Below are 23,133 nucleotides of genomic sequence, written 5' to 3' on the forward strand. Positions count from 1 at the left end.
AGCTGTATCAAAAAAAAGCCTCTGTAGTAATTACAGAGGCTTTTTTTATTAGGCAACCGGGGCTTCTTCCTCGGCGTATTTGCTGGTTTTCAGCTCCTCGGCCAGAAAGCGGGCTGTGTAGCCTTTCTTGCTTTTTGACACCTGCTCGGGCGTACCCTGCGCCACAATAGAGCCGCCGCCCGCGCCACCTTCGGGGCCGATGTCAATAACGTAGTCGGCCACTTTAATCAGGTCCAGGTTATGCTCAATGATGAGGACGGTGTTGCCTTTGTCGGCCAGCTTCTGGAGTACCACGGCCAGGTGGTTGATGTCCTCGAAGTGCAGACCGGTGGTGGGCTCATCCAGGATATAGAACGTTTTGCCGGTGTCCTTTTTGCTGAGCTCCGTGGCCAGCTTCACGCGCTGCGCTTCGCCGCCGGATAGCGTGGTAGCCTGCTGGCCCAGCGTGAGGTAACCCAGGCCCACCTCATTCAGCGTTTTGATTTTGCGCAGGATGCGGGGCTGAAACTCAAAGAACTCCACGGCTTTTTCCACCGTCATGTCCAGCACGTCGGTAATCGACTTGCCTTTGAAGCGCACTTCCAGCGTTTCGCGGTTGTAGCGGCGGCCTTTGCAGGTTTCGCAGGGCACGTGCACGTCGGGCAGAAAGTTCATTTCAATGGTGCGCATGCCGGCGCCCTCGCAGGTTTCGCAGCGCCCGCCCTTCACGTTGAAGGAGAAGCGCCCCGGCCCATAGCCCCGGATTTTGGCTTCCGGCAGCGAGGAATACAGCTGACGAATCTCCGTGAACACACCCGTGTAGGTGGCCGGGTTGGAGCGCGGGGTGCGCCCAATCGGCGACTGATCCACCTCAATCACCTTATCAATCAGGTCCAGCCCTTCAATGCTGCCGTAAGCCAGCGGCTCGCGCTTGGCATTAAAGAAGTACTGGTTGAGGATGGGGTATAGCGTATCGTGAATAAGCGAGGACTTGCCCGAGCCCGACACGCCCGTGACGGCAATGAACTTGCCCAGGGGGAATTTCGCCGTCACGTTTTTCAGGTTGTGGCCTTTGGCGCCTTTCAGCACCAGCTCGCCCCCGTCGCCGGTGCGCTTGGTTTTGCGCAGCTCAATGTGCTTCTGGCCACTGAGATACTGGGAGGTGAGCGAGCCGCTGGAGAAGATTTCCTTTGGCGTGCCTTCGGCCACAATGTGCCCGCCATGGATGCCCGCGCCCGGACCAATGTCCAGCACGTGGTCGGCGTGCATAATCATGTCCTTGTCGTGCTCCACCACAATCACGGAGTTGCCCAAATCCCGCAGGTGCTGCAGGGCCTTGATCAGCCGCTCGTTGTCGCGCTGGTGCAGGCCAATGCTGGGCTCGTCCATAATGTAGAGCACGCCCACCAGCTGGGTACCAATCTGCGTGGCCAGACGAATGCGCTGGCTTTCGCCGCCCGAGAGCGTGCGCACGGAGCGGTGCAGATCCAGGTAATCCAGGCCCACTTCCAGCAAAAAGCCGATGCGCTTGCGGATTTCCTTCAGCAGCTCGCGCGCAATCAGGTTCTGTCGGTCCGTCAGGCGGTTTTCCAGATCCTCAAACCACTCCGCCAGCTGCTTAATATCCATCACCGACAGCTCACCAATGTGGTGGTCGGCAATTTTGAAGTGTAGGCTTTCTTTCTTCAGGCGGTAGCCGTGGCACTCAGGACACTCTTTGGCCTGGGTGTACTGCTGAATCCATTCCCGGATGTTATCCGACTCGGAATCCATCTGCCGGCGCAGGAAGGGAATAATGCCTTCAAACGGCTCGGTATAGCCTGCTTTTTTGGGGTCGGCGTCTTCATCTTCCGGAATGCCGTGCAGCATGCGGTCCACCAGCTCGGCGGGCAGCTTATCAATGGGCGTGCTCAGGCTGGCTTTGTGCTTTTTGAGAATCAGGCCCAGCTGCTGGAAAATCCAGATGTCGCGGTACTCGCCCAGCGGTGCAATGCCACCCCGGCTGATGCTGAGCTTGGTATCGGGCATCACCGACTCGCGGGTGATTTCCTGCACCTCGCCCAGGCCGTTGCACACGGGGCAGGCGCCGTAGGGCGAGTTAAAGGAGAAGGTATTCGGCGCCGGGTCGTCGTAGGCAATGCCGGTGGTGGGGTCCATCAGAAAGCGCGAGAAGAACTGGGTCTTCTCGGAATCGGGGTCCAGCACCAGCATGGTGCCTTTGCCGTGGGTTAGCGCATTCTGCACCGAGCCCGAGAGGCGGAACCGGTCCTCCTCCTTCACCGTCAGCCGGTCAATGACAATTTCGATGTCGTGAATTTTGTAGCGGTCCACCTGCATCTTGGCCGTGATGTCGAGCAGCTCGCCATCTACGCGCACTTTGGTGAAGCCCAGCTTGGCAATCTGCTGAAACAGCTCGCGGTAGTGGCCTTTGCGGCCTTTCACCACTGGTGCCAGCACCACCAGCTTGCCGGTATCAAAGTGCTTGAGAATGTAGTTGATGATCTGGTCGTCTGACTGCCGGATCATCTTTTTGCCCGTGGCATAGCTGAACGCCTCGGCCGTGCGGGCGTAGAACAGGCGCAGGAAATCGTAAATCTCCGTGATGGTGCCTACCGTGGAGCGGGGGTTGCGCGAGGTGGTTTTCTGCTCGATGCTGATAACCGGCGACAGGCCCTCAATCTTGTCTACATCGGGCCGCTCCAGCCCGCCCATGAAGGAGCGGGCATAGGCCGAAAACGTCTCCATGTAGCGGCGCTGGCCTTCGGCGTAAATCGTATCAAACGCCAACGACGACTTGCCCGAGCCGGAAATACCGGTGAAGACCACCAGCTTGCCGCGCGGAATTTTGACAGTAACGTTCTTCAGGTTGTGCTCCCGCGCCCCGTATACTTCAATAAACGGCGCCTCCACATCGGCGGCCAAGGGCCGGACAGTGGAATGCGCAGCCACCACTGCTTCGCTGACCTGCTCTGCCAGCGGCACCGCCTGCACGGCAGCAGTATGCTGTTCGAAGTTATCGGCTACGGCTACTGCCGTGGCAGGAGCAGCGGGTTGAGACGCGCGCCCTTTGCGGGAGGTGGTGGAAGAAGCGGATACAGATGATTTTTTGGCCATGCAACAGCGAAGCGGATAAGTCTGCAAAGGTACGTAAAACGAACCCCGGCGGCTAGTGTGAATAGCTTATTTCCCAAGGACTTTAGCGCCGCCTGGGTTAGAAGGCTGTCAGACGTTGTCAACAGTACAGAGAGGCTCTAACAACAAACTCAACCGGATTGTGCCCGCAAATCCGGAGTTCTTTTCATAGGATGCGTACACTATACAGATTTGGCGTTGTTCTTGCCTCGCTGAACTTTGATTGTTCATCTCAACTTGCTTTTCCTATGAAGTTCTTCCCGAAAATTGCGCTTTCCGGCTTTTTCGCGCTATTCCTGCTGGGCGCAGCAGCTCCTACGCAGGCGCAGGTTAACATCAACATCAACCCACCTTCCTGGGGCCCTGCCGCACCAGCGGGCACGCGCTACTACTATGTACCGGAGTACGACGGCTACTATGACCTGCAGGACAGGCGCTACATTGTAAAGCGCGACGGCCGCTGGACGCGCCTGAGCAGCCTGAATGGCTATAATTCCTCCAACTTCCACCCAGTAGTGCTCAATTACCGCGGCACCCAGCCCTGGGTCCGCATTGAGGAGCACCGCACGAAATATAAAAAAGGCCACCCCCATGGCATGCCTCCTGGCCAAGCCAAGAAAATGCGCGGTAATTACTCCCGCGACCGGGTGATTGTGGTAGGCGATAACCGGAACGATGGCCGGCATGATGACTACCGCGGCCACCCCGGCAACGGGAATGGCAACGGTAACGGAAAAGGCCACGGCAAAGGCAAGCACTAAGCTTCGCCCTCTATCCGAATAAAGAAATTAGCCCCGGCGCAGGTATCTGTGCCGGGGCTTTTGCGTACAGCCTGCTATGGCTACCGACTATCAACCCATCAACTGCTCGTTCTACGACGAGTTGGAGGCCCTGGCCACTACCCGCCAGCGCTGCACCCTGGTTTACCGCACCGAGCCCGACACGCCGCCCAGCACCTACAGCGGCGTCATCACGGACCTGTTTCTGCGCGACAAAGTGGAGTACCTGCGCCTGGAAGATGGCTTTGAGGTGCGGCTGGACAACCTGCTGGCTGTGGACGATAAAGAGCTGCGGGATTACTGCTAAAAGAAGAAGGCGGCCCACATAGGCCGCCTTCTTCTTTTAGCATTTACTCAGGCTACGCTTAAAACTCCGCGTTCTTCGGGAAGCGCGGGAAAGGAATAACGTCGCGGATGTTGGCCATGCCGGTGACGAACAGCACCAGACGCTCGAAGCCAAGACCAAAGCCGGAGTGCGGCGCGGTGCCGAACTTGCGCAGATCCAGGTACCACCAGAGGTCTTCTTCGGGCACGTGCATTTCGGCCATGCGGGTTTTCAGCTTCTCCAGGTTTTCCTCGCGCTGCGAGCCCCCAATGATTTCGCCGATGCCGGGGAACAGCACGTCCATGGCGCTTACGGTGCGGCCATCTTCGTCCAGCTTCATATAGAAAGCCTTGATATCCTTGGGGTAGTTAGTCAGGATAACGGGCTTCTTGAAGTGCTTTTCTACCAGGTAGCGCTCATGCTCGCTCTGCAGGTCGGTGCCCCAGTCCACGGGGAATTCGAACTTCTGCTTGGCAGTTTTCAGAATCTCAATGGCCTCGGTGTAGGTAAGGCGCTGGAAGGCATTGTCTACCACGGACTGCAGGCGCGTGAGCAGCTGTTTATCATACTGCTCGTTGAGGAACTGCAGGTCGTCGGCGCACTTTTCCAGGGCGTAGCGCACCAGGTACTGCAGGAAATCCTCGGCCAGGTCCATGTTGTCCTGCAGGTCATGGAAAGCCATTTCCGGCTCAATCATCCAGAACTCAGCCAGATGGCGGGCCGTGTTGGAGTTTTCGGCGCGGAACGTGGGGCCAAAGGTGTACACCTTGCCCAGGGCCATGGCGGCCAGCTCGCCCTCCAGCTGCCCCGATACCGTGAGGTTGGTGGCTTTACCGAAGAAATCTTCCTTGTAGTCTACCTGGCCGGCTTCGTTCAGGGGCGGGTTTTGCTCGGGCAGCGTGGTTACGCGGAACATCTGGCCGGCACCCTCGGCATCGGAGCCGGTAATGATGGGCGTGTGCACGTAGAAGAAACCCCGGTCGTTGAAGTACTGGTGCACCCCGAAAGCCAGCGTGTGGCGGATGCGCAGCACGGCGCCAAACGTGTTGGTACGGGGGCGCAGGTGAGCAATTTCGCGCAGGAACTCCAGGGAGTGGCCTTTTTTCTGCAGCGGGTACTCTTCCGGATCGGCTTTGCCCAGCACTTCAATTTCCGAAGCCTGCACTTCTACCGTCTGGCCTTTACCCTGTGAGGCCACCAGCTTGCCGCGCACGGCTACGCAGGCGCCGGTGGCTACGTCCTTCAGATTTTCCTCCGGAAACTTCTCCGCATCAGCCACCACTTGTATATTATGGATGGTGGAGCCGTCGTTTACGGCAATGAACTGCACGTATTTGTTGCCGCGGCGGGTGCGCACCCAGCCTTTCACCAGCACTTCGCGTTCCAGCTCTTCGCTGCGGAGCAATTCCTGCACGCTGCTTCTTCGGAGGTCGGACATCGGGACTTTTTTGGTTCGGGGTTGATAAGGATAAGTGGGCAAAGGTAGCGGTTTTGAAAAGCGGCCGGAAGCGAAATTATGCCACCGGCTTGTCGGGCAGGCAACCTGCCACCGTATACAGGCTGAGGCGCCGCTGGCAGGCCAAACTTTTTTACTTTAACTCAAGTACAGAAAGGCCTACATTTGAAGTTAAACCCCGCTTTCGCTGCCAGCGGGGCGTACCGTTTTTTAGAGTATGCAACGACTGGACATGAAACAGCTTCTCCAGCAGAAGCTGTCCCCCCAACAGATACAATTCATTAAGCTGCTGCAGATTCCCACTGCCGAGCTGGAAGCCCGCATCAAAGAAGAGCTGGAGGCCAACCCGGCCCTGGAAGAAGGCGACGACGAGCCCGAGGAGGAGTTTGAGGAGCAGGACCGCGACGAAGACGCCGAGGATTTCGACAACGACCCCGATGCCGAGTTCGATAGCGACAACAGCACGCTGGATGAAGATTTTGACGAGCCTGCCGATGAGCAGCCCGAAATTGAGCTGCCCGTAGCCGAAGAAGCCGCCCCCGAGGAACGCCAGAACGATAATGACGATCTGGACCTGGGCGACTACCTCAACGATGACGAAATAGCCGGCTACAAAATGCAGGGCGACGGTCCCGGCGAGCCGGAAGACGACCGGGAAATGCCCTTGGCCGACACCAGCGGCTCCCTCATCGACTCCCTGCTGGACCAGCTGGGCTTCGCCGACTTAGACGAAAAGCAGGAAGCCATTGGCCGCCAGCTCATCGGCTCCATTGATGGCGACGGCTACATCCGCCGCGACCTGTCGGCCATTGTCAACGATCTGGCCTTCTCCCAGAACATTGAAACCACCACCGAGGAAATTGAGCAGGTGCTGCACCTGATTCAGAGCTTCGACCCGCCCGGCATTGCCGCCCGCGACCTGCGGGAGTGCCTGTTGCTGCAGCTGGAGCGCCGCCACCAGGACGACCCGGTAGTAGAGCACGCCGAGCGGATTCTGACCGACACCTACGACGAGTTTACCAAGAAGCACTACACCCGCATTCAGCAGAAGCTGGATCTGGAAGATGACGAGCTGAAGGAGGCCATTGCCCTGATTCTGAAGCTGAACCCCAAGCCCGGCGGTACCGGCCCGGTAGGCCTCGGTAAGGTACAGTACATCATCCCCGACTTCATTCTGACCAACGACAACGGCCAGCTAAGCCTGACTTTGAACGCCCGCAACGCCCCCGAGCTGCGCGTGTCGCCGGCCTACCAGGAGATGTTCCAGACCTACGACAAGGCGGCCAAGAAGGACACCAAGATGAAGGAGGCCGTCACCTTCGTAAAGCAGAAGCTGGACTCGGCCAAGTGGTTTATTGATGCCATCCGGCAGCGCCAGAATACGCTTTTGAAAACCATGGACTCCATTGTGCGCTACCAGCACGAGTTTTTCCTGGAGGGCGACGAAGGCAAGCTGCGGCCCATGATTCTGAAGGACATTGCCCAGGAAATCGGCATGGACATCAGCACCGTAAGCCGCGTGGCTAATTCCAAAGCCGTGCAGACGGAGTTCGGCATTTACCCGCTGAAGTACTTCTTCTCCGAGGGCATTGCCACCGACTCCGGCGAAGACGCCAGCAGCCGCGAGGTAAAGCATATTCTGAAGGAAATTATTGAAGGCGAAAGCAAAGGCAAGCCCTTATCCGACGATAAGCTGGAAAAGATGCTGAACGCCCGGGGCTACAATATTGCCCGGCGCACCGTGGCCAAGTACCGGGAGCAGCTGAATATTCCGGTAGCGCGCCTGCGCAAAGAGCTCTAAGAGAAAGGCCGGTAGCTACCGGCCTTTTTTTATGCCCGGCGGGGTGCTCCGCCGGGGCTGTATCTTGCGCCTCACTACCTCTTCTGCCTGTTCTTGAAAAAGCATTCTGCTATCCTGCTCTCGGGAGTATTTCACCCGCTGCTGGTCCCTACATATCTATTTACCCTGGTTTGCTACGCCTTGCCCAGCGCGCTGGCGCGGCCGGCCCTGCCCGACCGGTGGGTGGTTATGGCAGTGGTAGCGGTTTTCACCTTTGCTCTGCCCACGCTGGGCACCTTTGCCCTGTACAGGGCCGGGGTGGTCAGCTCCCTGCTGCTGCAGGAGCGGCAGCAGCGTGCCTGGCCCCTGCTGCTGGCCACCGTCAGCTTTGGGGCTGCCGCTTTGCTGCTACACCGCCCGACCGTGTTTGACCCGCTGCTGGCGCAGATGATGCTGGGCATGACCCTGGCCGTGCTGCTGGCTTTTGTGGTAACGCTGCGCTGGAAAATCAGTGCCCACGCCATGGGCATGGGCGGCGCGCTGGGCTTGCTCTCGCTGCTGGGCCTGCAACAGCTTTCCACGCCGGGTGCGGCTTTTCTGATTGGGATGATGCTGGCGGTGGCAGCGGCCGTTTTGTGGGCCCGCCTGACCTTACGGGCACATACCAAAGCCCAGGTGGCGGCTGGCCTAGGCGCTGGCCTGGGCATTGTATTCGTTTTAGCCGCTTACTGTTGAGGTTGGTCGGCTAAAAGGCCGGTTTAGACGAGTTTTCAGCGGGTTTGGTATAAGAATAAATAATTTCGTCTGATACCTAGATTGAATTGTATTTCTTTCTTGTACTTTTGGAACATAATTCTGTACCTCTCCCTTTTTCACCACCTATTGCCATGTTTCACTCTTACACCGTTCGCCTGGTTGCTCTGCTCTTGCTGGTAGGTCTGCTGGCCGGCACTCGTGGTGTACAGGCGCAGTCCAATATGCGTCCCGCTAACTTCTTGGCTGATCAGGAACCCGCCGAACCCTTGATTCTCTCGAAATCCGATAAGGCAGAGCTCATCACCCAGCGCTTCAGCGATGCGCTGGATTTAAGCCCCATGCAGGAAAGCCAGTTTCAGCGCTACACCTATAGCCATTTGTGCCAGAAGGAGGCCGCGGCCTCCCGCCTGGTAGGAGCTACCCGCGCGCAGCGCCGGTTAGACCGTCAATACGCGGCGGACCTGAGCCGGGTGCTACGCTCCAGCCAGCTGGCTACCTTTTACTGGCTCCGCAACCGCGAGCCGCTGGCCCTTTTTGAAGCCCCGGCCATGGCTAAGCGCTAGATATTACTCCACACTCTACCTGCAACAACAAGCCGCCCGGCTGCCCAATCAATCCTGATGGGCGCGCTGGGCGGCTTACTTTTAGGGCAGGCGGGGGCTTAGTGCTTCGCGTCCATTTCGGCTGCTACCAAGGCCTGCACCTGGGGCAGGTCGTAGTCGGCCTCACTCTGAATGTGGGGCATTAGGCGCTGCATAATCTGGTCTTGGCGCTGCCCGGCGCTCCAGGCCTCGGCGTAGGGCGTGGCAGAGAAGGTTACCTGCGAGTAGAGCGGAACCCAGCGGCCGGGATATTGCGCCGAGATTTTACTTTCGATTTTCTTCTGTAGCAGAAAGCGTGGGTCGGCCACCCGGTCACGCATTTCCTCAAAGTTGTACACGGCCAGGTCGGCCATGGCATCGGTATTGGGCTTGCGCTGGCGCTCGAACTCCTGAAAAATGGTGTGCCAGTCCTGGCCGTGCTCGTCCATCAGCTGGTTGAGTACGGTGCAGTCCTCAAACCCGGAATTCATGCCCTGCCCGTAGAAAGGCACAATGGCGTGGGAGGCATCGCCCAGCAGCAGCACCGCATCATCAAACGCCCAGGGGAAGCACCGCACGGTTACCAGGGAGCCGGTGGGGTTCTGGAAAAAGTCTTCTACCAGCTCCGGCATCAGCGGCACTACATCAGCAAACACTTCCTGGAAGAAGGCCTGTACCTGCTCCGGCGTTTGCAGAGCAGCAAAGGAATGCGGGCCTTCGTAGGGGAAGAACAGCGTGCAGGTGAAGGAGCCATCCAGGTTAGGCAGCGCAATCATCATATACTGCCCGCGGGGCCAGATGTGCAGAGCATGCTTTTCCAGCTGCCAGGTACCGCCGGGGCCCGGGGCAATATTCAGCTCCTTGTAGCCGTACTCCAGGTAGCTCTGGGAGTAGTTGTAGCGGTCCGTCTTCTGCAGGGCGCCGCGCACCGCGGAAAAGGCCCCATCGGCCCCAAACAGGTGCTGAAATCCGCGCTTGTATACTTCATTGGTAGTGGTGTTTCGCAGCTCCAGGGTGCGGGAGCGTAAATCCACGTTCAGGCACTGCTGACTGAACTGCACCTCCACGCCGGGCATAGCTTCGGCCAGTTCCAGCAGCGTACGGTTCAGCCCGCCCCGGGACACGGAGTAGATGGCCTGGTTATCCTGGCCGTAGGGCTGGGAGGTGAGGTTGCCGGCTACATCGTGCATCACGCGCCCGTACATAGGAATGCCCACCTGCCGGATCTGCTCGGCTATGCCCACGCCCTCCAAGGCCCGCCAGCCCCGGTCGGAAAGCGCCAGGTTAATGGAGCGGCCTTCTATGGGACCGGCCAGGCGGGGGTCGGGGCGACGCTCCAGCACCTCTACCGGGTACCCGCGCTTGGCCAGATACAGCGCCAGCAAAGAGCCCACCAGCCCGGCGCCCATAATGGTGTAGCGTTCAGTGGAAGCAGCAGGAAAACCTGCCGTAGCAGCGTCAGAAGAAGATGAACTCATACAGAATAGCAGACAGCGTAGCGCAATCTAAATCGGTTTTGGCAAACACAGAAGTGCTTGGTGGCGGCTTCGTATTTGCAGATTACAGCATTATTAAAATATTCTACATAATTAGATGAATTATTCTAAACATTTGATTATACTTGATCAATATGAAATTATACGATGCTGTGATTTACCTGGTATAGCAAAGCTTCCGCCCCACCCACCCCCTCTTATCTCTACCGTTATGCAGTGGACACCCTTTTCGTTATTTGCTTCCGAACCTGGCGTTTCTTCTTCTGCTACCATTAAACTCCGCCCGCTGCCCCGCCCCAAGCGGCCGGCCGTGGCAAAATCCGTTGTGCCGCCGCAACAGTTGTCTATTCCCTTTCAGCAAACGCTGCCCGCTTTCTCTACCATGCCGGCTGGCCGCCTGGGGGTTACCTTCTCCCGGTCTGATATCCTTGAAATAGGAGAATTTATAATTGGCCGCATGGAATGCCAGAACCTCTATGGCCATCCGGATATTCGCTACTAGCGGGCGGTAGCGTTAGCGCGGCTCTATTCTGTCTTTAATAAACCCTATTTCATTCCACCCTCTATCCTACTGATAGGCAAACAAATAAGTGTCGGTATGTTTTGGCGCCCGGTGGGCTTTCCATTACATTTGTGCCTCATTTTCTATTCCGACCTCTTTTCTGTTCACCTATTGTATGAAAAAATTCTACGGAGCCTGGCTCCTGGTGCTATTCCTATGCCTTGCCCACTCTACCTGGGCGCAGCAGGAAAATCCTATTTCGGGAATAGTCCAGACAAACACCGGTGAGGCGCTGCCCGGCGCTACCGTCTTTCTGAAAGGTACCTTTGTGGGTACCAGCACCGACCGCGAAGGCAAGTTCACGTTACGCGCCGATTTCGACGCGACTCCTGTGGTCTTATCGGTGTCGTTTGTAGGGTACGAAACCCGGGAAATTACGCTGCAGAAGCCTGATGGCGCCCTCAGTATAGCCCTAGAGCCCAGCGCGGCCTTCACCAACGAAGTAGTAGTAGCCGCCTCCCGCGTGGAGGAAGGCATTCTGCAGGCCCCGGTAACGGTGGAGAAAATCACGGCCCAGCAGGTTGAGCGTATTCCCACCGCTGATATTCAGGTGGGCCTCAACCACTTCAAGGGCATTGACGTGAACAGCTCCAGCTTGCTGATGAACAGCCTGAGCACCCGTGGCTTTAACTCAGCCAAATCGGAGCGTCTGATTCAGCTGACCGACTATTTCGATACTCAGTCGCCCTCACTGAACGCCAACGCCGGCAACCTGACGGGCTTGCCGGAGCTGGATATTGAGAGCATTGAAATCATTCACGGCCCGGCCTCGGCCCTGTATGGTGCCAACGCCTTTAACGGCGTATTGCTGCTGAACTCCCGGGACCCCTTCGTGAGCGAAGGCCTGAGCTTCCGGGTACGCGGCGGCCAGCGCAGCTACCTGGATGGCCAAGTACGCTACGCCAAAAAGCTAGGCGAAAAGTTTGCTTTTAAAGTGGTAGGCAGCTACCTCACAGCCGATGACTGGCTGGCAGAGAACTACAGCGCTTCCAGTACCCAAATTGAGCGTCGCAACAATGCACAAGGCTCTACTTTGGGCTATGATGCGGTGAACCGCTACGGCGAGCTGGGCGGCTACACTTTCTCCCAGTCCTTCCCTTTCCCCGAAGTGCGGGGCAAAACGGTCTTCATGCCCGGCTTCGATGAGAAAACTCTGGTGGCGAATGATGACAAGGCTACGGCCCGCAAGTTCCAGCCTACCGTTTCGTACCTGCTGAACAGCAACACCAAAATGACGATTGGGGCCAGCTTTGCCCGAGGTACAGCCTCCTACCAGAGCAGCAGCCGCTACCGCTTCAAGGATTTCGGTACCAACCAGTACCACGGCGAAATCAAGGGCAAAAACTGGTTCCTGCGGGGCCAGTCCGTACAGGACTTCGGCAACAACTCCTACGATCTGAGCTTCCTGGGGGCCTTTATTCAGACCTCACCGATTCCTGGCGCAAAAGATGCCCAGGGCAACCCGGTTAGCTATGCACAGGCCTATTACAATGCCTACGTGCAGACCTATGCAGGCTCCCGCCAGAATGGGCTGAGCAACGAGCAGGCCCAGGCCAACGCCCAGGCCGCCGCGGCTAAATACCAGCTCGACCCCAACAGCGCAGAGTTTGCTTCGCTGCGCAGCCAGATTATCAAGGATGCTACCCCCGGCCGCGGTGCCCGCCTCAACCCCAGTTCCCTGCTGAACGAGGGCAACGCCCAGTACAACTTCCACTTTGGTGAGGCTACCGACCTGATTGTAGGTGCTGCTTACCGGAAGTTCCGCCTCGGCTCCAACGGCAACCTGTACGCCGATGATAACCAACGGATTCAGAACCACGAACTGGGCGGCTACTCCCAGCTGACCCACACCATGTTGGATGACCGCCTGAAGCTGGCCGTTGCCGGCCGCGTAGACGACTTCAAGAACTTTGACCCGGCTTTCTCGCCGCGCGCTTCAGCCGTGTACTCGGCTGGTGCCAACAAGCAGCATAACTTCCGCGCCAGCTACGGCCGCGCCTTCCGCTCCCCTACCCAGCTGGACCAGTACATCCGCCTCGACGTAGGCCAGGTACTGCTGCTGGGCAACGTGGGCAATGGCTTCCAGGGCTACAGCCTCACCAACCTCAGCCCGGTAGAATACGCCAAGCTGAAACTGGAGCGCCTGAACACCTTTGAAGTAGGCTACAAAGCCATTCTGGCCGAGAAAGTGCTGGTAGACGTTAACTACTTCCGCAGCAACTACAACGACTTCATCGGAGCGCAGCGCTTCATCGGCAACCGCGACGGTAGCCGCCCTACGGCTCAGCAGCTGCAGAACGGTATGGCTACCCAGTTTCAGGGCCGCGATGCCCAAACCCGCGTGCTACAGATATGGACCAATGCCAGCCAGGAAGTGCGTACGCAGGGCGCTGCGCTGGGCCTGACGTACTACATGACCAAGGCGCTGAACCTGACCGGTAACTACTCGCTGAACGTGCTGCAAGAAGATAACCTGCCCGAAGGCTTCCAGACCTTCTTCAACACGCCCAAGCACAAGTTTAACCTGGGCGTGAATGGCGTGGCCATGAGCAGCCTGAGCTACTCCCTGAACTACCGCTGGGCCCAGGGTCACCTCTACGAAATGCCCTTCGCGCAGGGTGAGCTGGAAGACTACAGCAGCCTGGACGCTTTTGTGGGCTACTCCCTGCCTAAGCTGGGGGCTACCCTGCAGGCCGGTGCTTCTAACCTGCTGAACCAGAACAACACCCAGGTATATGGCGGCCCCAACATTGGACGCCTGGGTTTCGTAGGTGTACTTGTGGATATCAAATAATCCCGACCCCTCCCTATTCGAAAAAAGCCCTTCCAGTGATGGAAGGGCTTTTTTATTGCTGCTTAACCGAGTCAAAAAATCAGTGACCAAGTCTGGCGTGAATAGTGCGAAAGGTAAGGTTGATGCGAGCCCCGACGGGGCGGGCGGTTTTGGGCACGGCGTGCAGCCAGTGCTGCTGGGTGGAGCCGCGCATCAGCAGCAAACTACCCGAGGGTAAATCCAAACCAAGCGGGGCCTGATGCAACTGCTGCGGGTGGCGGGGGCGCAACCGAAAGCGCCGGGTATCTCCCAGGCTGACCGATGCAATAACCGGCTCCGGGCCCAGTTCAGGCTCATCATCGGCGTGCCAGCCCATGCTATCCTGCCCGGTGCGGTAAAGGTTGAGCAACACGCTGTTGAACGTGGTGTCGGCGGCTTGTTCTACCTGGGTGCGCAGGGCCAGCAGGGCGGGCGTCCAAGGCCGGGGCGTGAGGGACAGCCCGGAGTAGCTGTAACAGGCGGTGGCGTCGCCGTACCAGGCCGTGAGGCGGGGCTGCAGCACGTCCTTCCCGAACAGCCGGATGGGCTCCTGCCGCCATTGTAGCGTTTCCGTCAACTCCTGCTGCAGCCGGGCTGCTTCCGCCGCCGGCAGAAACTGCGGATCAAGCCAGACATCGGCAGCAGGCAGGAAAAGTGAGGAAAGCGGCACGGCAGCGGCTACTAAAAACCGGAGTTTAACGCTTGATGAGCTGCTCCATTTCCCGCTGCACTTCTTTAGGCTGCTGCTTGATGAGGTAGGGCATCATCTTCTGCAAACCCAACACCAGCAGGAAGCAAAGGAGAATGGGCAGCAACAGGCTGCGGCTGCGGTAGCTGGTGGTGCCTACGTAGCGGGGCCAGAACCAGAGCAAATACGCCGCCAGCGCCCCCCCATTAAAGATAAGGGCCGCCAAAAACGGGTTGACGCCTTGCTGCATAATGCCCCACATGAGCAGTTGCGTACCTACTACCAGATATACTACCAAGAACAGAATTAGCCCCATCATGGCCCGCACCCGGCCCAGCCAGAACAGGTTCATGCACAGCAGAATACCGCCGGCCAGCATGGAAAAGAAGACCGACAGAATGGTAATGGATATAGGGGAGTAAAGCGCCGTTTCCGTTGTGGCGACTTCGGCTGCCACTTCAGCATTATCTACTTCCGAGAGCTGGCGGGCAGCGGCCTGCTGCACTTCTTGCTCGCGTACGGCAGCTTCCAGGGAAGGCCGGAGGGTTTCGGCTTCGGCGTAAGGCTGTCCGCGCCGCGCCAGCTCGTCCAGCGCAGCCAGCACGGCATCTTCCCGGTACTGGTAGCGGGCCGTTACGTATTGCAGCAGCTCAGCCAGGGATTTGGTGGCCATTTTGGCCGCATATTCTTCAGCCATAGGTGAAATCAACTTAAATAACAGATATCCGCAGGTGGGATATGTGCAGGTACGAATTCAGACTGCATTTAAACAGCTAAACTCAAAAAATTATTCCGCCAAAAGCGACCAATCGGCCAGGGCCGCGCCGGCGCGCTGTACGTCGGCAAACGTGTTATACAAGGGCACAGGCGCCATCCGGATGACGTTGGGCTCGCGCCAGTCGGCCATCACGCCCACGCTGGCTAGGTGCTCAAACAGCTCGCGGCCGTTGCGGTGCACCAGCAGGGAAAGCTGACAGCCGCGCTGGGCGGGGTCCTGCGGGGTAAGGATTTCCAGAACTTCCTTGGGCAACTGCAGGCGACAAATCATAAACTCCAGGTAGGCCGTGAGCTGCTCGCTCTTGCGCCGCAGCGCCGGCATGCCGCCCGCCTCGTCTACCAGGTTGAGGGCCACGCGGTGTATGGCCATGGGGAAAATCTGGGCGTTGGACAGCTGCCAGCCGGCCGCGCCGGGCATGGGCCGGAAGCCTTTTTTCATCTGGAAACGGTCGGCGGGGTCGTGGCCCCACCAGCCGGCCAGGCGTGGCAGATCCGGGCGGTTGGCAAACCGCTCGTGCACGAACACGCCACTGGTGCCGCCGGGGCCAGAGTTGAGGTATTTGTAGGAGCACCAGCAGGCAAAGTCCACGTCCCAGTCGTGCAGGTGCAGCAGCAGGTTGCCGGCGGCGTGGGCCAGGTCGAAGCCCACTATGGCCCCTACGGCGTGGCCGGCCTGCGTAATGGCGGCCATATCAAAGGCCTGCCCGGTGTAGTAGTTCACGCCGCCCAGAATCACGGTAGCCAGCGAATCGCCCAGCTCCTGAATTTTGGCTTCGATATCCTCGGTGCGCAGCGTGTGCTCCCCGGGGCGCGGCACCAGCTCTACAATGGCCTCATCGGGCTGGTAGCCGTGCAGCTTTACCTGCGACTCCAAGGCATACTGATCCGAAGGAAAAGCGCCGCCTTCCATCAGCACTTTGTAGCGCGAGGTGGTGGGCCGGTAGAAGGAAATCAGCAGCAGATGCAGGTTAACCGTGAGGCTGTTCATCACCACCACTTCCACGGGTTTGGCCCCTACCAGCCGGGCCGTAGCCGCCGTCAGGTTTTCGTGGTAGTGCATCCAGGGCATAGCGCCCAAGAAATGACCTTCCACGGCGCGCTCTTCCCAGGAGGCAAATTCCTCCTCCACGGCAGCGCGGGCGGCGCGGGGCAGCAAGCCCAGCGAGTTGCCGCACAGGTACACCGCTTCCTCCCCTTCAGGGCCCGGCGGAATATGAAACAGGTTGCGGAACAGGTGCAGCGGATCCTGCGCGTCGAGGTGGGCGGCGAATTCGGGAGTAGGCTCGAAGGTCATGTGCGGGCAAAGATAGGCAGGGGCAGGCCTCTACGAGTAGGACTAGCTTAACTTGAGGCAGATGGCTCCGGCAACGCTGTCCAAGGCCATTTTACGCTGGCGTACAGCTTAACCAAGCCCAACAGAATGATCAGACCAAATAAAGTGGCCACAAACCAGGGCTGCATAATGGTGATGGTGTAAGGCTTTGATTTCAGGAAATGCAGCACCGATTCCAGATTGAGGAAGTAGGCCACCGAAACGAGTATATACAGCCAGTAACTACGTGTTAAAATACCGTAAGCTCCTAAAAACAGAATTGCCGGGTGCCAGTACCGCTCATGCATCTGGGTATTAAAAAACGTAAAAACCAACGGAATCAGGACACAACTTAGCAGAACCAATTCTATAGATGGACCTGGGTTAAGGCGGATTTGGGTACGTGGCCACTTCAGCACACTTTGCACAGCCGAGGCTAGCAAGGGAAAAAGTGTAATGGCGGAAAAGCCAAAGAAGAGCAACAACCCCCACCCCTTGTAGGTGAGCCCGGCGAAATGTTGGGCATCGGAAACAAACCGCAGGTCTACATTCTGAAAAAGAAGATACCAGAAATTGTAGGCATTCACGGCCACCACCGGAGCATAATCAACCGCGTCCCGGTTTATGTCCAGAATATGGGGCAGGTAGTTTTTGGTACCACCCCAGATAAAGGGTGCTAACAGTAATAATGATGTAAGTGCAGCGGCGCCAACAGATTTCCAGATCCACTGGGGGCGCTGCCACCAAAGGGGAAGCCACAGTAACAGTAGCGGAGGCATAAAGATGATGGCCTGCGTTTTAGTAGCCAACGCCAATACATAGAGCATTACGCTAAGCACTGGCTTCCTCTGTACTGCGAATACTACGGCCCCAAACACCCAGAACGTGTAAATGGCATCCACCTGCTCCCAAATCAGGGTGTTATACAGATATGCAATATTGAACAGCAGTAGCAGGCTCAACTCAAATCGGCGGTTACGCTGTGCTACCAGCGAGGCAGCCCAAATGGCCCCGGCAAAGTCAAAGAGTAGCGTGAATCCCTTCAACGAGTTGATATAGGACCTGATACGCTCAGCATTACCCAGCAGCTTTCCGAAGAGCCACAGGATGTAGTGGTAAAAGGGATTGTAGTTGTTGCTGGGGTCAGCGTATGTGTTGCCCAGCCCATGCTCAAGTATATACGATGCCCAATTTGCCCAGTAGCCTATGTCGCCTTGGTGGCCAGCCCGGGGCACTAACACCATCAGCATCATAAACAACAACCCGTAATACACCGCCTGACGACGATATGAAGGCTCGAGCATCTCAGGAATGGCTACAAAGGTTTACCAGCTTAGCATCATGCTTCCTCATAACCTCTTTTACCGGAGTCCGGTGGTTGCGTTGGAGGTCATAAGGCTGGCTATCTGCGGATGCTGGGGACCCAGCCAGTCCAGGGCATTCTGGCCCAGCATGCGGGCTTTTATTTCATCGGGAAAAGGCATGGATTCAATCAATTGTCCCGGTTGCAGCTCGCCTAGTGGGAAAGGATAATCGGTACCGAGCGTGATTTTATCGGCGCCCAGTGTTTTCACCAGGTAGTCCAGCATCAGCGGGTCGTGCACCAGGGAGTCTACCCAAAAACGGCCCAGGTACTCCCGCGGGTTTACGTTGTTATCAATAGCACAAAGGTCGGGGCGGACTTGAAAGCCGTGCTCGATGCGGCCGATGGTAGAGGCAAACGTGCCGCCGCCGTGGGCCACGGCTACGCGTAGCTTAGGCAGACGCTCCAGTACGCCGCCAAACACCAGAGAGCAAAGCGCCAGAGTACTTTCGGCAGGCATGCCTACCAGCCAGGGCAGCCAGTATTTAGGCATTTTCTGCTGGCCCATCATGTCCCACGGATGCACGAACACACAGGCGCCTAGTTCTTCGGCGGCCGCAAACACCTCGAACAGCTGCGGAGCATCCAGATTCCAGTCGTTTACATGGGAGCCGATCTGCACGCCGGCCATGCCCAGCTCTTTCACGCAGCGTTCCAATTCCTTTATGGCCAGATCGGGGGCCTGCAGGGGAATAGTGCCCAGGCCCACGAAGCGCGTGGGGTAGCGGGCCACCACGCCGGCAATATGGTCGTTGAGCAGACGGCTCAGGTCCAGGGCATCGTGGGGCTTGGCCCAGTAGCTGAACATAACGGGCACGGTGCTGAGTACCTGCACATCTACCCCAAACTGGTCGTACTCCCGCATGCGCACCTGCGGGTCCCAGCAGTTATCCTGAACCTCGCGGAAGAACTTGTCATCCTGCATCATGCGGGCGCAGCACGGCTTGTGGTGCTCCAGCCGGATAAAGCCCCCGTAGCCGTACCGCTCGCGCAGGTCGGGCCAGGTTTCGGGCAGAATGTGGGTGTGAATATCGATTTTAAGCACGGGTGGGAACTAGAGGCAAGAAATCAGGAAGCAACCGGCGCGGGTGGCTGCATCACGGTGCCGCAGTTTTTGCAGGTACGCTTGGCTTCGTCCTGCCAGAAGCGGTTCATGATGGGCGGCAGCTGGGCCACGATGTCCGTGATTTCAGCGAATTCCTCGTAGAGCTTGGTGCCGCAGTTTTCGCAGTACCACTGAAAGCCATCCAGCTCGCCGGGACTGCGGTAGCGCTCCAGCACCAGGCCCACGGTGCCGGCCGGGCGGCGCGGCGAGTGGGGCACGCCGGGCGGCAGCAGAAACATACTGCCCTGCTTGATTTCGATATCCACCGGCTTGCCGTCCTCAATGATTTTCACCACGATGTCACCCTCTATCTGCAGGAAAAGCTCCTCCCCTTCGTCCACATGATAGTCTTTGCGGGCGTTGGGGCCGCCCACTACCATCACAATAAAGTCTTTGTTGTCTTTAAACACCTGCTGGTTGCCCACGGGCGGCTTCAGCAAATGGCGGTGTTCATCAATCCACTGCTGGAAGTTGAAAGGACGGGCGACGGGCATAGCGGGGAGTGTTGAGGTGGGAGAACAACGGGCGCAACGGGCCAAAAAACCGGCACAAATGCCCGGCTAAGTACGGAATTGCGGCCGCAACTTCCCGCGTAAGCCCACAACTTTCTACCTTGCCGCCCGTCGCATCCTTATTCCTATTCCCCGTGAATCTTTCCTTAACTCCCTACCGCGCGCTGGTGGGCGGCAGTACCCAGGGCATTGGCCGGGCCGCCGCCGAAGAGCTTGCCCGCCTGGGCGCCACCGTTACGCTCCTGGCCCGCAACGAAGCCAGCCTGCGGGAAGTAGCCGCCGCCCTGCCCGCCGACCACGGCCAGCAGCACGACTACATCGTGGCTGATTTCTCGCAGCCCGACCAGCTGGCCCAGCACCTGCAGGAATACCTGGCCGCTCACCCCGCGGGCTTTAACATTCTGATAAACAACACGGGCGGCCCCTCCGGCGGGCCTATTCTGGATGCCAGCGTGGATGCCTTTCGGGTGGCGTTTGAGCAGCATCTGGTGTGCAACCACCTGCTGGCGCAGGCCGTGGTGCCGGGCATGAAAGCCAGCGGCTACGGGCGCATCATCAACATTATCAGCACCTCCGTAAAGCAGCCGCTGCCGGGTCTGGGTGTGTCCAACACCATTCGGGCGGCGGTGGCCAACTGGGCCAAAACCCTGGCCAACGAGCTGGCCGCGCACGGCATTACGGTAAACAACGTGCTGCCCGGGGCCACTATGACGCAGCGCCATACCTCGCTCATCGAGAAGAAAGTACAGTCTACCGGGCAGACCACCGAGGAAATTGAGGCGGGCATGCTGCGCCTGATTCCGGCCGCGCGCTTTGGGCAGGCTGAGGAAGTGGCGGCCGCCGTGGCGTTTCTGGCCTCGCCGGCCGCCGGCTATATCAATGGCATCAACGTGCCCGTAGATGGCGGCCGCACCGGCAGCCTGTAGCGGTTTATATTAATTTGCTTGGGGGCCGCTGTTGGCGGAAACGCTTTCAGGCGCTTCCTTCGCGGCGGCTCCCCGCCCCCTACCACGCTCAACTACCCCCGATTTGGTCAAGTTTGATACGCTCTCTATCGTTATTCCGGTTTATAACGAGGCCCGCACCATTCACCAGATTCTGGATTTGCTGCACGAAACCGTGCTGGTGAATGGTATCCGCAAGGAGATTATTCTGATTGATGACTGCTCCACCGATGGCTCGGCGGAAGCTATTGCCGGCTACATGGAGCAGCACCCTAAAATGGGGTTGCGCCTGCTCCGCCACACCGTAAACCAGGGCAAAGGCGCGGCCCTGCACACCGGCATCCGGGAAGCCACCGGCGACTATGTGATTATCCAGGACGCCGACCTGGAGTACGACCCGGAGGAATACAACGTGCTGTTTAAGCCCATTCTGAAAGGCTTTGCCGATGTGGTATTTGGCTCCCGCTTTATGGGCGGCAAGCCTCACCGCATCCTGTTTTTCTGGCACAGCATCGGGAATAAATTCCTGACCTCCCTGTCCAACATGTTCACCGACCTGAACCTGACCGATATGGAAACCTGCTACAAGCTGTTCCGCCGGGATATTATTCAGAGCCTTACCCTGGAAGAAAAACGGTTTGGCTTCGAGCCCGAAGTAACCGCCAAAGTAGCCCGCGTGCCCGGCGTACGCATCTACGAGGTGGGCATCAGCTACTACGGCCGCACCTATGCCGAGGGCAAGAAAATAGGCTGGCGCGATGGAGTGCGGGCTATTTACTGCATTGTGAAGTATGGGCTGTTTGGCTAAACTGCTGGTTTACGCCACGCTATAGCCACCACGAACACCGAGATAAATAGTGTGAGCGAGGTGAGATAGGCGTAAGGAATCTGAATAAAAGCGTAAAAGGTGCTCAAATAGAAGCCAAGCGAAGTGAGCGCCAGCACCCGGTAATCGAGGCGGTGGCGCAGGAGCCAGTAGGCGCCCGCGCTCAGGGCTACGGCGCCTACGGATGCCAGGATGTGGGCTTTCTGCAGCAGGCTAATGCGGGCGGGAATGTCGCCGGGGCCATAGGCATAAAACCAGGAGGCAAAGCCGAGCCCCCCAAATAGATGCCCGGGCTTGCCATCGGGGCCATTGGTGCGGCTCCACTCGCCCAGGGTAGCAATCTTATACTCGCTCAGGGCGTGCGTGAATATGGTCCAGTCCTTTGACAGGAAGGGCCCAACGTAAATCAGCCATATACCCAAGACTGTCAGGCCTACTACGAAAACGGCATGCCAGCGGCCCCGCTCCCGCCACAGCAACCATAAAAACAGCGGCACCCAGAACACCACCGAGTACCGCGACAACAAGCACAATACCAGGGCAACTGCCTGCACCAGCGCCGAGCGGGAAAAGATGGAGGCCGCCAGTACACAGTAGTAAGCAATTATGGTAAACTCCATGGTATGGGCAAACAGGCCACTATCTACCTGGATGATGTGCCGCAAAAGAAACCAGGGCAGTACTGCCGCGCCCGCAAACACCAGTACATGCAGGCGCTGAGCATTCAGAAACGCGAGGTAAGCGCCAAAACCACCCAGCAGCAGCAACCCCAGCGCCCACCAGCGGTAGTCTATGCCCAGCTGGTCGGCTACCACGTAGGGCAGCCACTGCAGGGGCAGGTGATTGGGAAACAGGGGGTAAGGCAGGTTGGTAATATACTTGTACACCACTTCCCCACTCTGAAACCGCTGCACATAATTCTGCAAGATGGGGATGATGTCGGACTGGGCCACGTTGATGGGGTTGCCCAGAATAACCGGGGCCTGGGCGTACAGCACTGCCACCCCACCCAACAAGCCTACCACCCAAGAACCCAGCACCCGGCGGCCTTGTAGCGGCGGGGCTACCAAGGGCGCGGGCTGATCCAGCTGTGCCAGCACCGCGCACACGCACAGGGCCATCGAAGCCAGATAAAACCAGATAGGGCTCCAGAATGGCCCATAATAGTTGCGCAGATCCGTGAACAGGCGCATTTCCAGCCAAAAGGCCAAAACAGCGCCCAGTTGCCACAACTTCTGCTTCGGGTGGGGCAACGCGGCTGAAATGCGAGAAAATCCTGGGTGCATATAAAGCTAAAAGACGGCGCCCGCTGCTTTCGCAGCCTGTAGTCGGGCGGTTTATTCGATACCCTTCAGGCTCAGGTCATCCACGTACACGGTGGAGGCGGTTCCGGCGCGCCACAGAAACACCTTCAGGTTATGGGTATAGGCAATATTATCGGGCAGCGTAATGTCTTTGCTGACCAGCACCCATTTCTTATAATCTCTAATTGTTTCCTGCAGGTTGATGCCGTCCCCAAAAATTTCCTTATTGCCCTGACTGGGGTCGAGAATCTGCACGCCCAGCACCCCGGTAGTCTTGTCATCGGGCAGATAAACCCAGGCTTCCAGCCGAATGCCCCGCAGTTTATGGGGGCTTACATTGCCCAGCATTGCCGTGTAAGTGAGGCTGAACTCCTGATTGGGGTTAACCTGAATGGCGTACTCACCCGAATGCGCGTGCTCTTTGGTGAGAGCCGTGGCATCGGGTATCCAACCCATCATCGCTTCAAAGTCATTGCGCGTGATATAGTCGCCGGGGGTTCCTAATTCAGCGTTGGAAGAACAGGCCGTTAGGCTGAAAGCGGCCAGGGCATATAGCAATGATTTCATGGTGGTATTCATAAAATAGTATACCGGCGAAATTAGGCAGATTCTCAACATTCACGACGTACGTTCCAGCATGAGCC

The 23,133-nt window shown here is 58.0% G+C and carries 20 protein-coding genes; 9 read left to right on the plus strand and 11 right to left on the minus strand.

Going from position 1 to position 23,133, the window contains the following annotated elements:
• Positions 1 to 48: 48 nt before the first annotated feature.
• Positions 49 to 3,093: an excinuclease ABC subunit UvrA gene (gene uvrA / locus AM218_RS13360; RefSeq protein WP_082318236.1), complete on the minus strand. Its 3,045-nt coding sequence runs from the start codon at positions 3,091 to 3,093 to the stop codon at positions 49 to 51.
• A gap of 266 nt (positions 3,094 to 3,359) precedes the next feature.
• Here uvrA and AM218_RS13365 point away from each other — a divergent pair, with 266 nt between their 5' ends.
• Positions 3,360 to 3,872: a hypothetical protein gene (locus AM218_RS13365; protein WP_054414349.1), complete on the plus strand. Its 513-nt coding sequence runs from the start codon at positions 3,360 to 3,362 to the stop codon at positions 3,870 to 3,872.
• A 76-nt stretch (positions 3,873 to 3,948) separates the two neighbouring features.
• Entirely contained in the window at positions 3,949 to 4,197 is a 249-nt protein-coding gene (locus AM218_RS13370; protein WP_054414350.1) for a hypothetical protein, read from the plus strand.
• Positions 4,198 to 4,255: 58 nt separating this feature from the next.
• Here the strand turns inward: AM218_RS13370 and asnS are convergent, their stop codons facing one another.
• Complete coding sequence (asnS, locus tag AM218_RS13375) at positions 4,256 to 5,653, minus strand: asparagine--tRNA ligase (RefSeq protein WP_054414351.1); 1,398 nt, start codon at positions 5,651 to 5,653, stop codon at positions 4,256 to 4,258.
• 235 nt (positions 5,654 to 5,888) lie between these two features.
• Between asnS and rpoN the strand changes: the two genes are divergently transcribed.
• The 3 genes from rpoN (at position 5,889) to AM218_RS13390 (ending at position 8,770) form a co-directional block, all read left to right on the plus strand.
• Positions 5,889 to 7,472, plus strand: coding sequence for an RNA polymerase factor sigma-54 (gene rpoN, locus AM218_RS13380; protein ID WP_054414352.1), 1,584 nt, complete (start codon positions 5,889 to 5,891; stop codon positions 7,470 to 7,472).
• A 93-nt stretch (positions 7,473 to 7,565) separates the two neighbouring features.
• Entirely contained in the window at positions 7,566 to 8,186 is a 621-nt protein-coding gene (locus tag AM218_RS13385; RefSeq protein WP_054414353.1) for a hypothetical protein, read from the plus strand.
• Positions 8,187 to 8,338: 152 nt separating this feature from the next.
• A complete protein-coding gene (locus AM218_RS13390) occupies positions 8,339 to 8,770 on the plus strand; it encodes a hypothetical protein (protein WP_054414354.1) in 432 nt (143 codons plus the stop codon).
• Positions 8,771 to 8,868: 98 nt separating this feature from the next.
• On the opposite strand, the gene AM218_RS13395 is transcribed toward AM218_RS13390, so the two are convergent.
• On the minus strand, positions 8,869 to 10,266 hold the full coding sequence (locus tag AM218_RS13395; RefSeq protein ID WP_054414355.1) for an FAD-dependent oxidoreductase: 1,398 nt from the start codon (positions 10,264 to 10,266) through the stop codon (positions 8,869 to 8,871).
• Between the two features lie 229 nt (positions 10,267 to 10,495).
• Here AM218_RS13395 and AM218_RS13400 point away from each other — a divergent pair, with 229 nt between their 5' ends.
• Together AM218_RS13400 and AM218_RS13405 are read left to right on the plus strand one after the other, a co-directional pair.
• The gene (locus tag AM218_RS13400; RefSeq protein ID WP_054414356.1) at positions 10,496 to 10,786 is read left to right on the plus strand and encodes a hypothetical protein; all 291 of its coding nucleotides are present in this window, start codon (positions 10,496 to 10,498) and stop codon (positions 10,784 to 10,786) included.
• Positions 10,787 to 10,961: 175 nt separating this feature from the next.
• Positions 10,962 to 13,640, plus strand: a complete 2,679-nt coding sequence (locus tag AM218_RS13405) for a TonB-dependent receptor (protein WP_054414357.1) — start codon at positions 10,962 to 10,964, stop codon at positions 13,638 to 13,640.
• Positions 13,641 to 13,719: 79 nt separating this feature from the next.
• On the opposite strand, the gene AM218_RS13410 is transcribed toward AM218_RS13405, so the two are convergent.
• The 6 genes from AM218_RS13410 to AM218_RS13435 form a co-directional block, all read right to left on the minus strand.
• Complete coding sequence (locus tag AM218_RS13410) at positions 13,720 to 14,328, minus strand: alpha-ketoglutarate-dependent dioxygenase AlkB family protein (protein ID WP_054414358.1); 609 nt, start codon at positions 14,326 to 14,328, stop codon at positions 13,720 to 13,722.
• Between the two features lie 25 nt (positions 14,329 to 14,353).
• A complete protein-coding gene (locus AM218_RS13415; RefSeq protein ID WP_054414359.1) occupies positions 14,354 to 15,043 on the minus strand; it encodes a hypothetical protein in 690 nt (229 codons plus the stop codon).
• A 90-nt stretch (positions 15,044 to 15,133) separates the two neighbouring features.
• Positions 15,134 to 16,417, minus strand: a complete 1,284-nt coding sequence (gene kynU / locus AM218_RS13420; protein ID WP_054414360.1) for a kynureninase — start codon at positions 16,415 to 16,417, stop codon at positions 15,134 to 15,136.
• Positions 16,418 to 16,464: 47 nt separating this feature from the next.
• Entirely contained in the window at positions 16,465 to 17,739 is a 1,275-nt protein-coding gene (locus AM218_RS13425; protein ID WP_054414361.1) for a putative hexosyltransferase, read from the minus strand.
• Between the two features lie 57 nt (positions 17,740 to 17,796).
• Entirely contained in the window at positions 17,797 to 18,843 is a 1,047-nt protein-coding gene (locus AM218_RS13430) for an amidohydrolase family protein (protein ID WP_054414362.1), read from the minus strand.
• Positions 18,844 to 18,866: 23 nt separating this feature from the next.
• Complete coding sequence (locus AM218_RS13435) at positions 18,867 to 19,397, minus strand: 3-hydroxyanthranilate 3,4-dioxygenase (RefSeq protein ID WP_054414363.1); 531 nt, start codon at positions 19,395 to 19,397, stop codon at positions 18,867 to 18,869.
• A 152-nt stretch (positions 19,398 to 19,549) separates the two neighbouring features.
• On the opposite strand from AM218_RS13435, the gene AM218_RS13440 reads away from it, so the two are divergent.
• Positions 19,550 to 20,341, plus strand: a complete 792-nt coding sequence (locus AM218_RS13440) for an SDR family oxidoreductase (RefSeq protein ID WP_054414364.1) — start codon at positions 19,550 to 19,552, stop codon at positions 20,339 to 20,341.
• Positions 20,342 to 20,444: 103 nt separating this feature from the next.
• On the plus strand, positions 20,445 to 21,167 hold the full coding sequence (locus AM218_RS13445; RefSeq protein WP_054414365.1) for a glycosyltransferase family 2 protein: 723 nt from the start codon (positions 20,445 to 20,447) through the stop codon (positions 21,165 to 21,167).
• On the opposite strand, the gene AM218_RS13450 is transcribed toward AM218_RS13445, so the two are convergent.
• Complete coding sequence (locus AM218_RS13450) at positions 21,164 to 22,396, minus strand: hypothetical protein (protein WP_157547664.1); 1,233 nt, start codon at positions 22,394 to 22,396, stop codon at positions 21,164 to 21,166. The two genes, AM218_RS13445 and AM218_RS13450, sit on opposite strands and share 4 nt — an antisense overlap.
• A 126-nt stretch (positions 22,397 to 22,522) precedes the next feature.
• Positions 22,523 to 23,068, minus strand: coding sequence for a hypothetical protein (locus AM218_RS13455; RefSeq protein ID WP_054414367.1), 546 nt, complete (start codon positions 23,066 to 23,068; stop codon positions 22,523 to 22,525).
• Positions 23,069 to 23,133 lie beyond the last annotated feature (65 nt).

It is taken from the genome of Hymenobacter sp. DG25A (assembly GCF_001280305.1).
Classification (GTDB): domain Bacteria; phylum Bacteroidota; class Bacteroidia; order Cytophagales; family Hymenobacteraceae; genus Hymenobacter.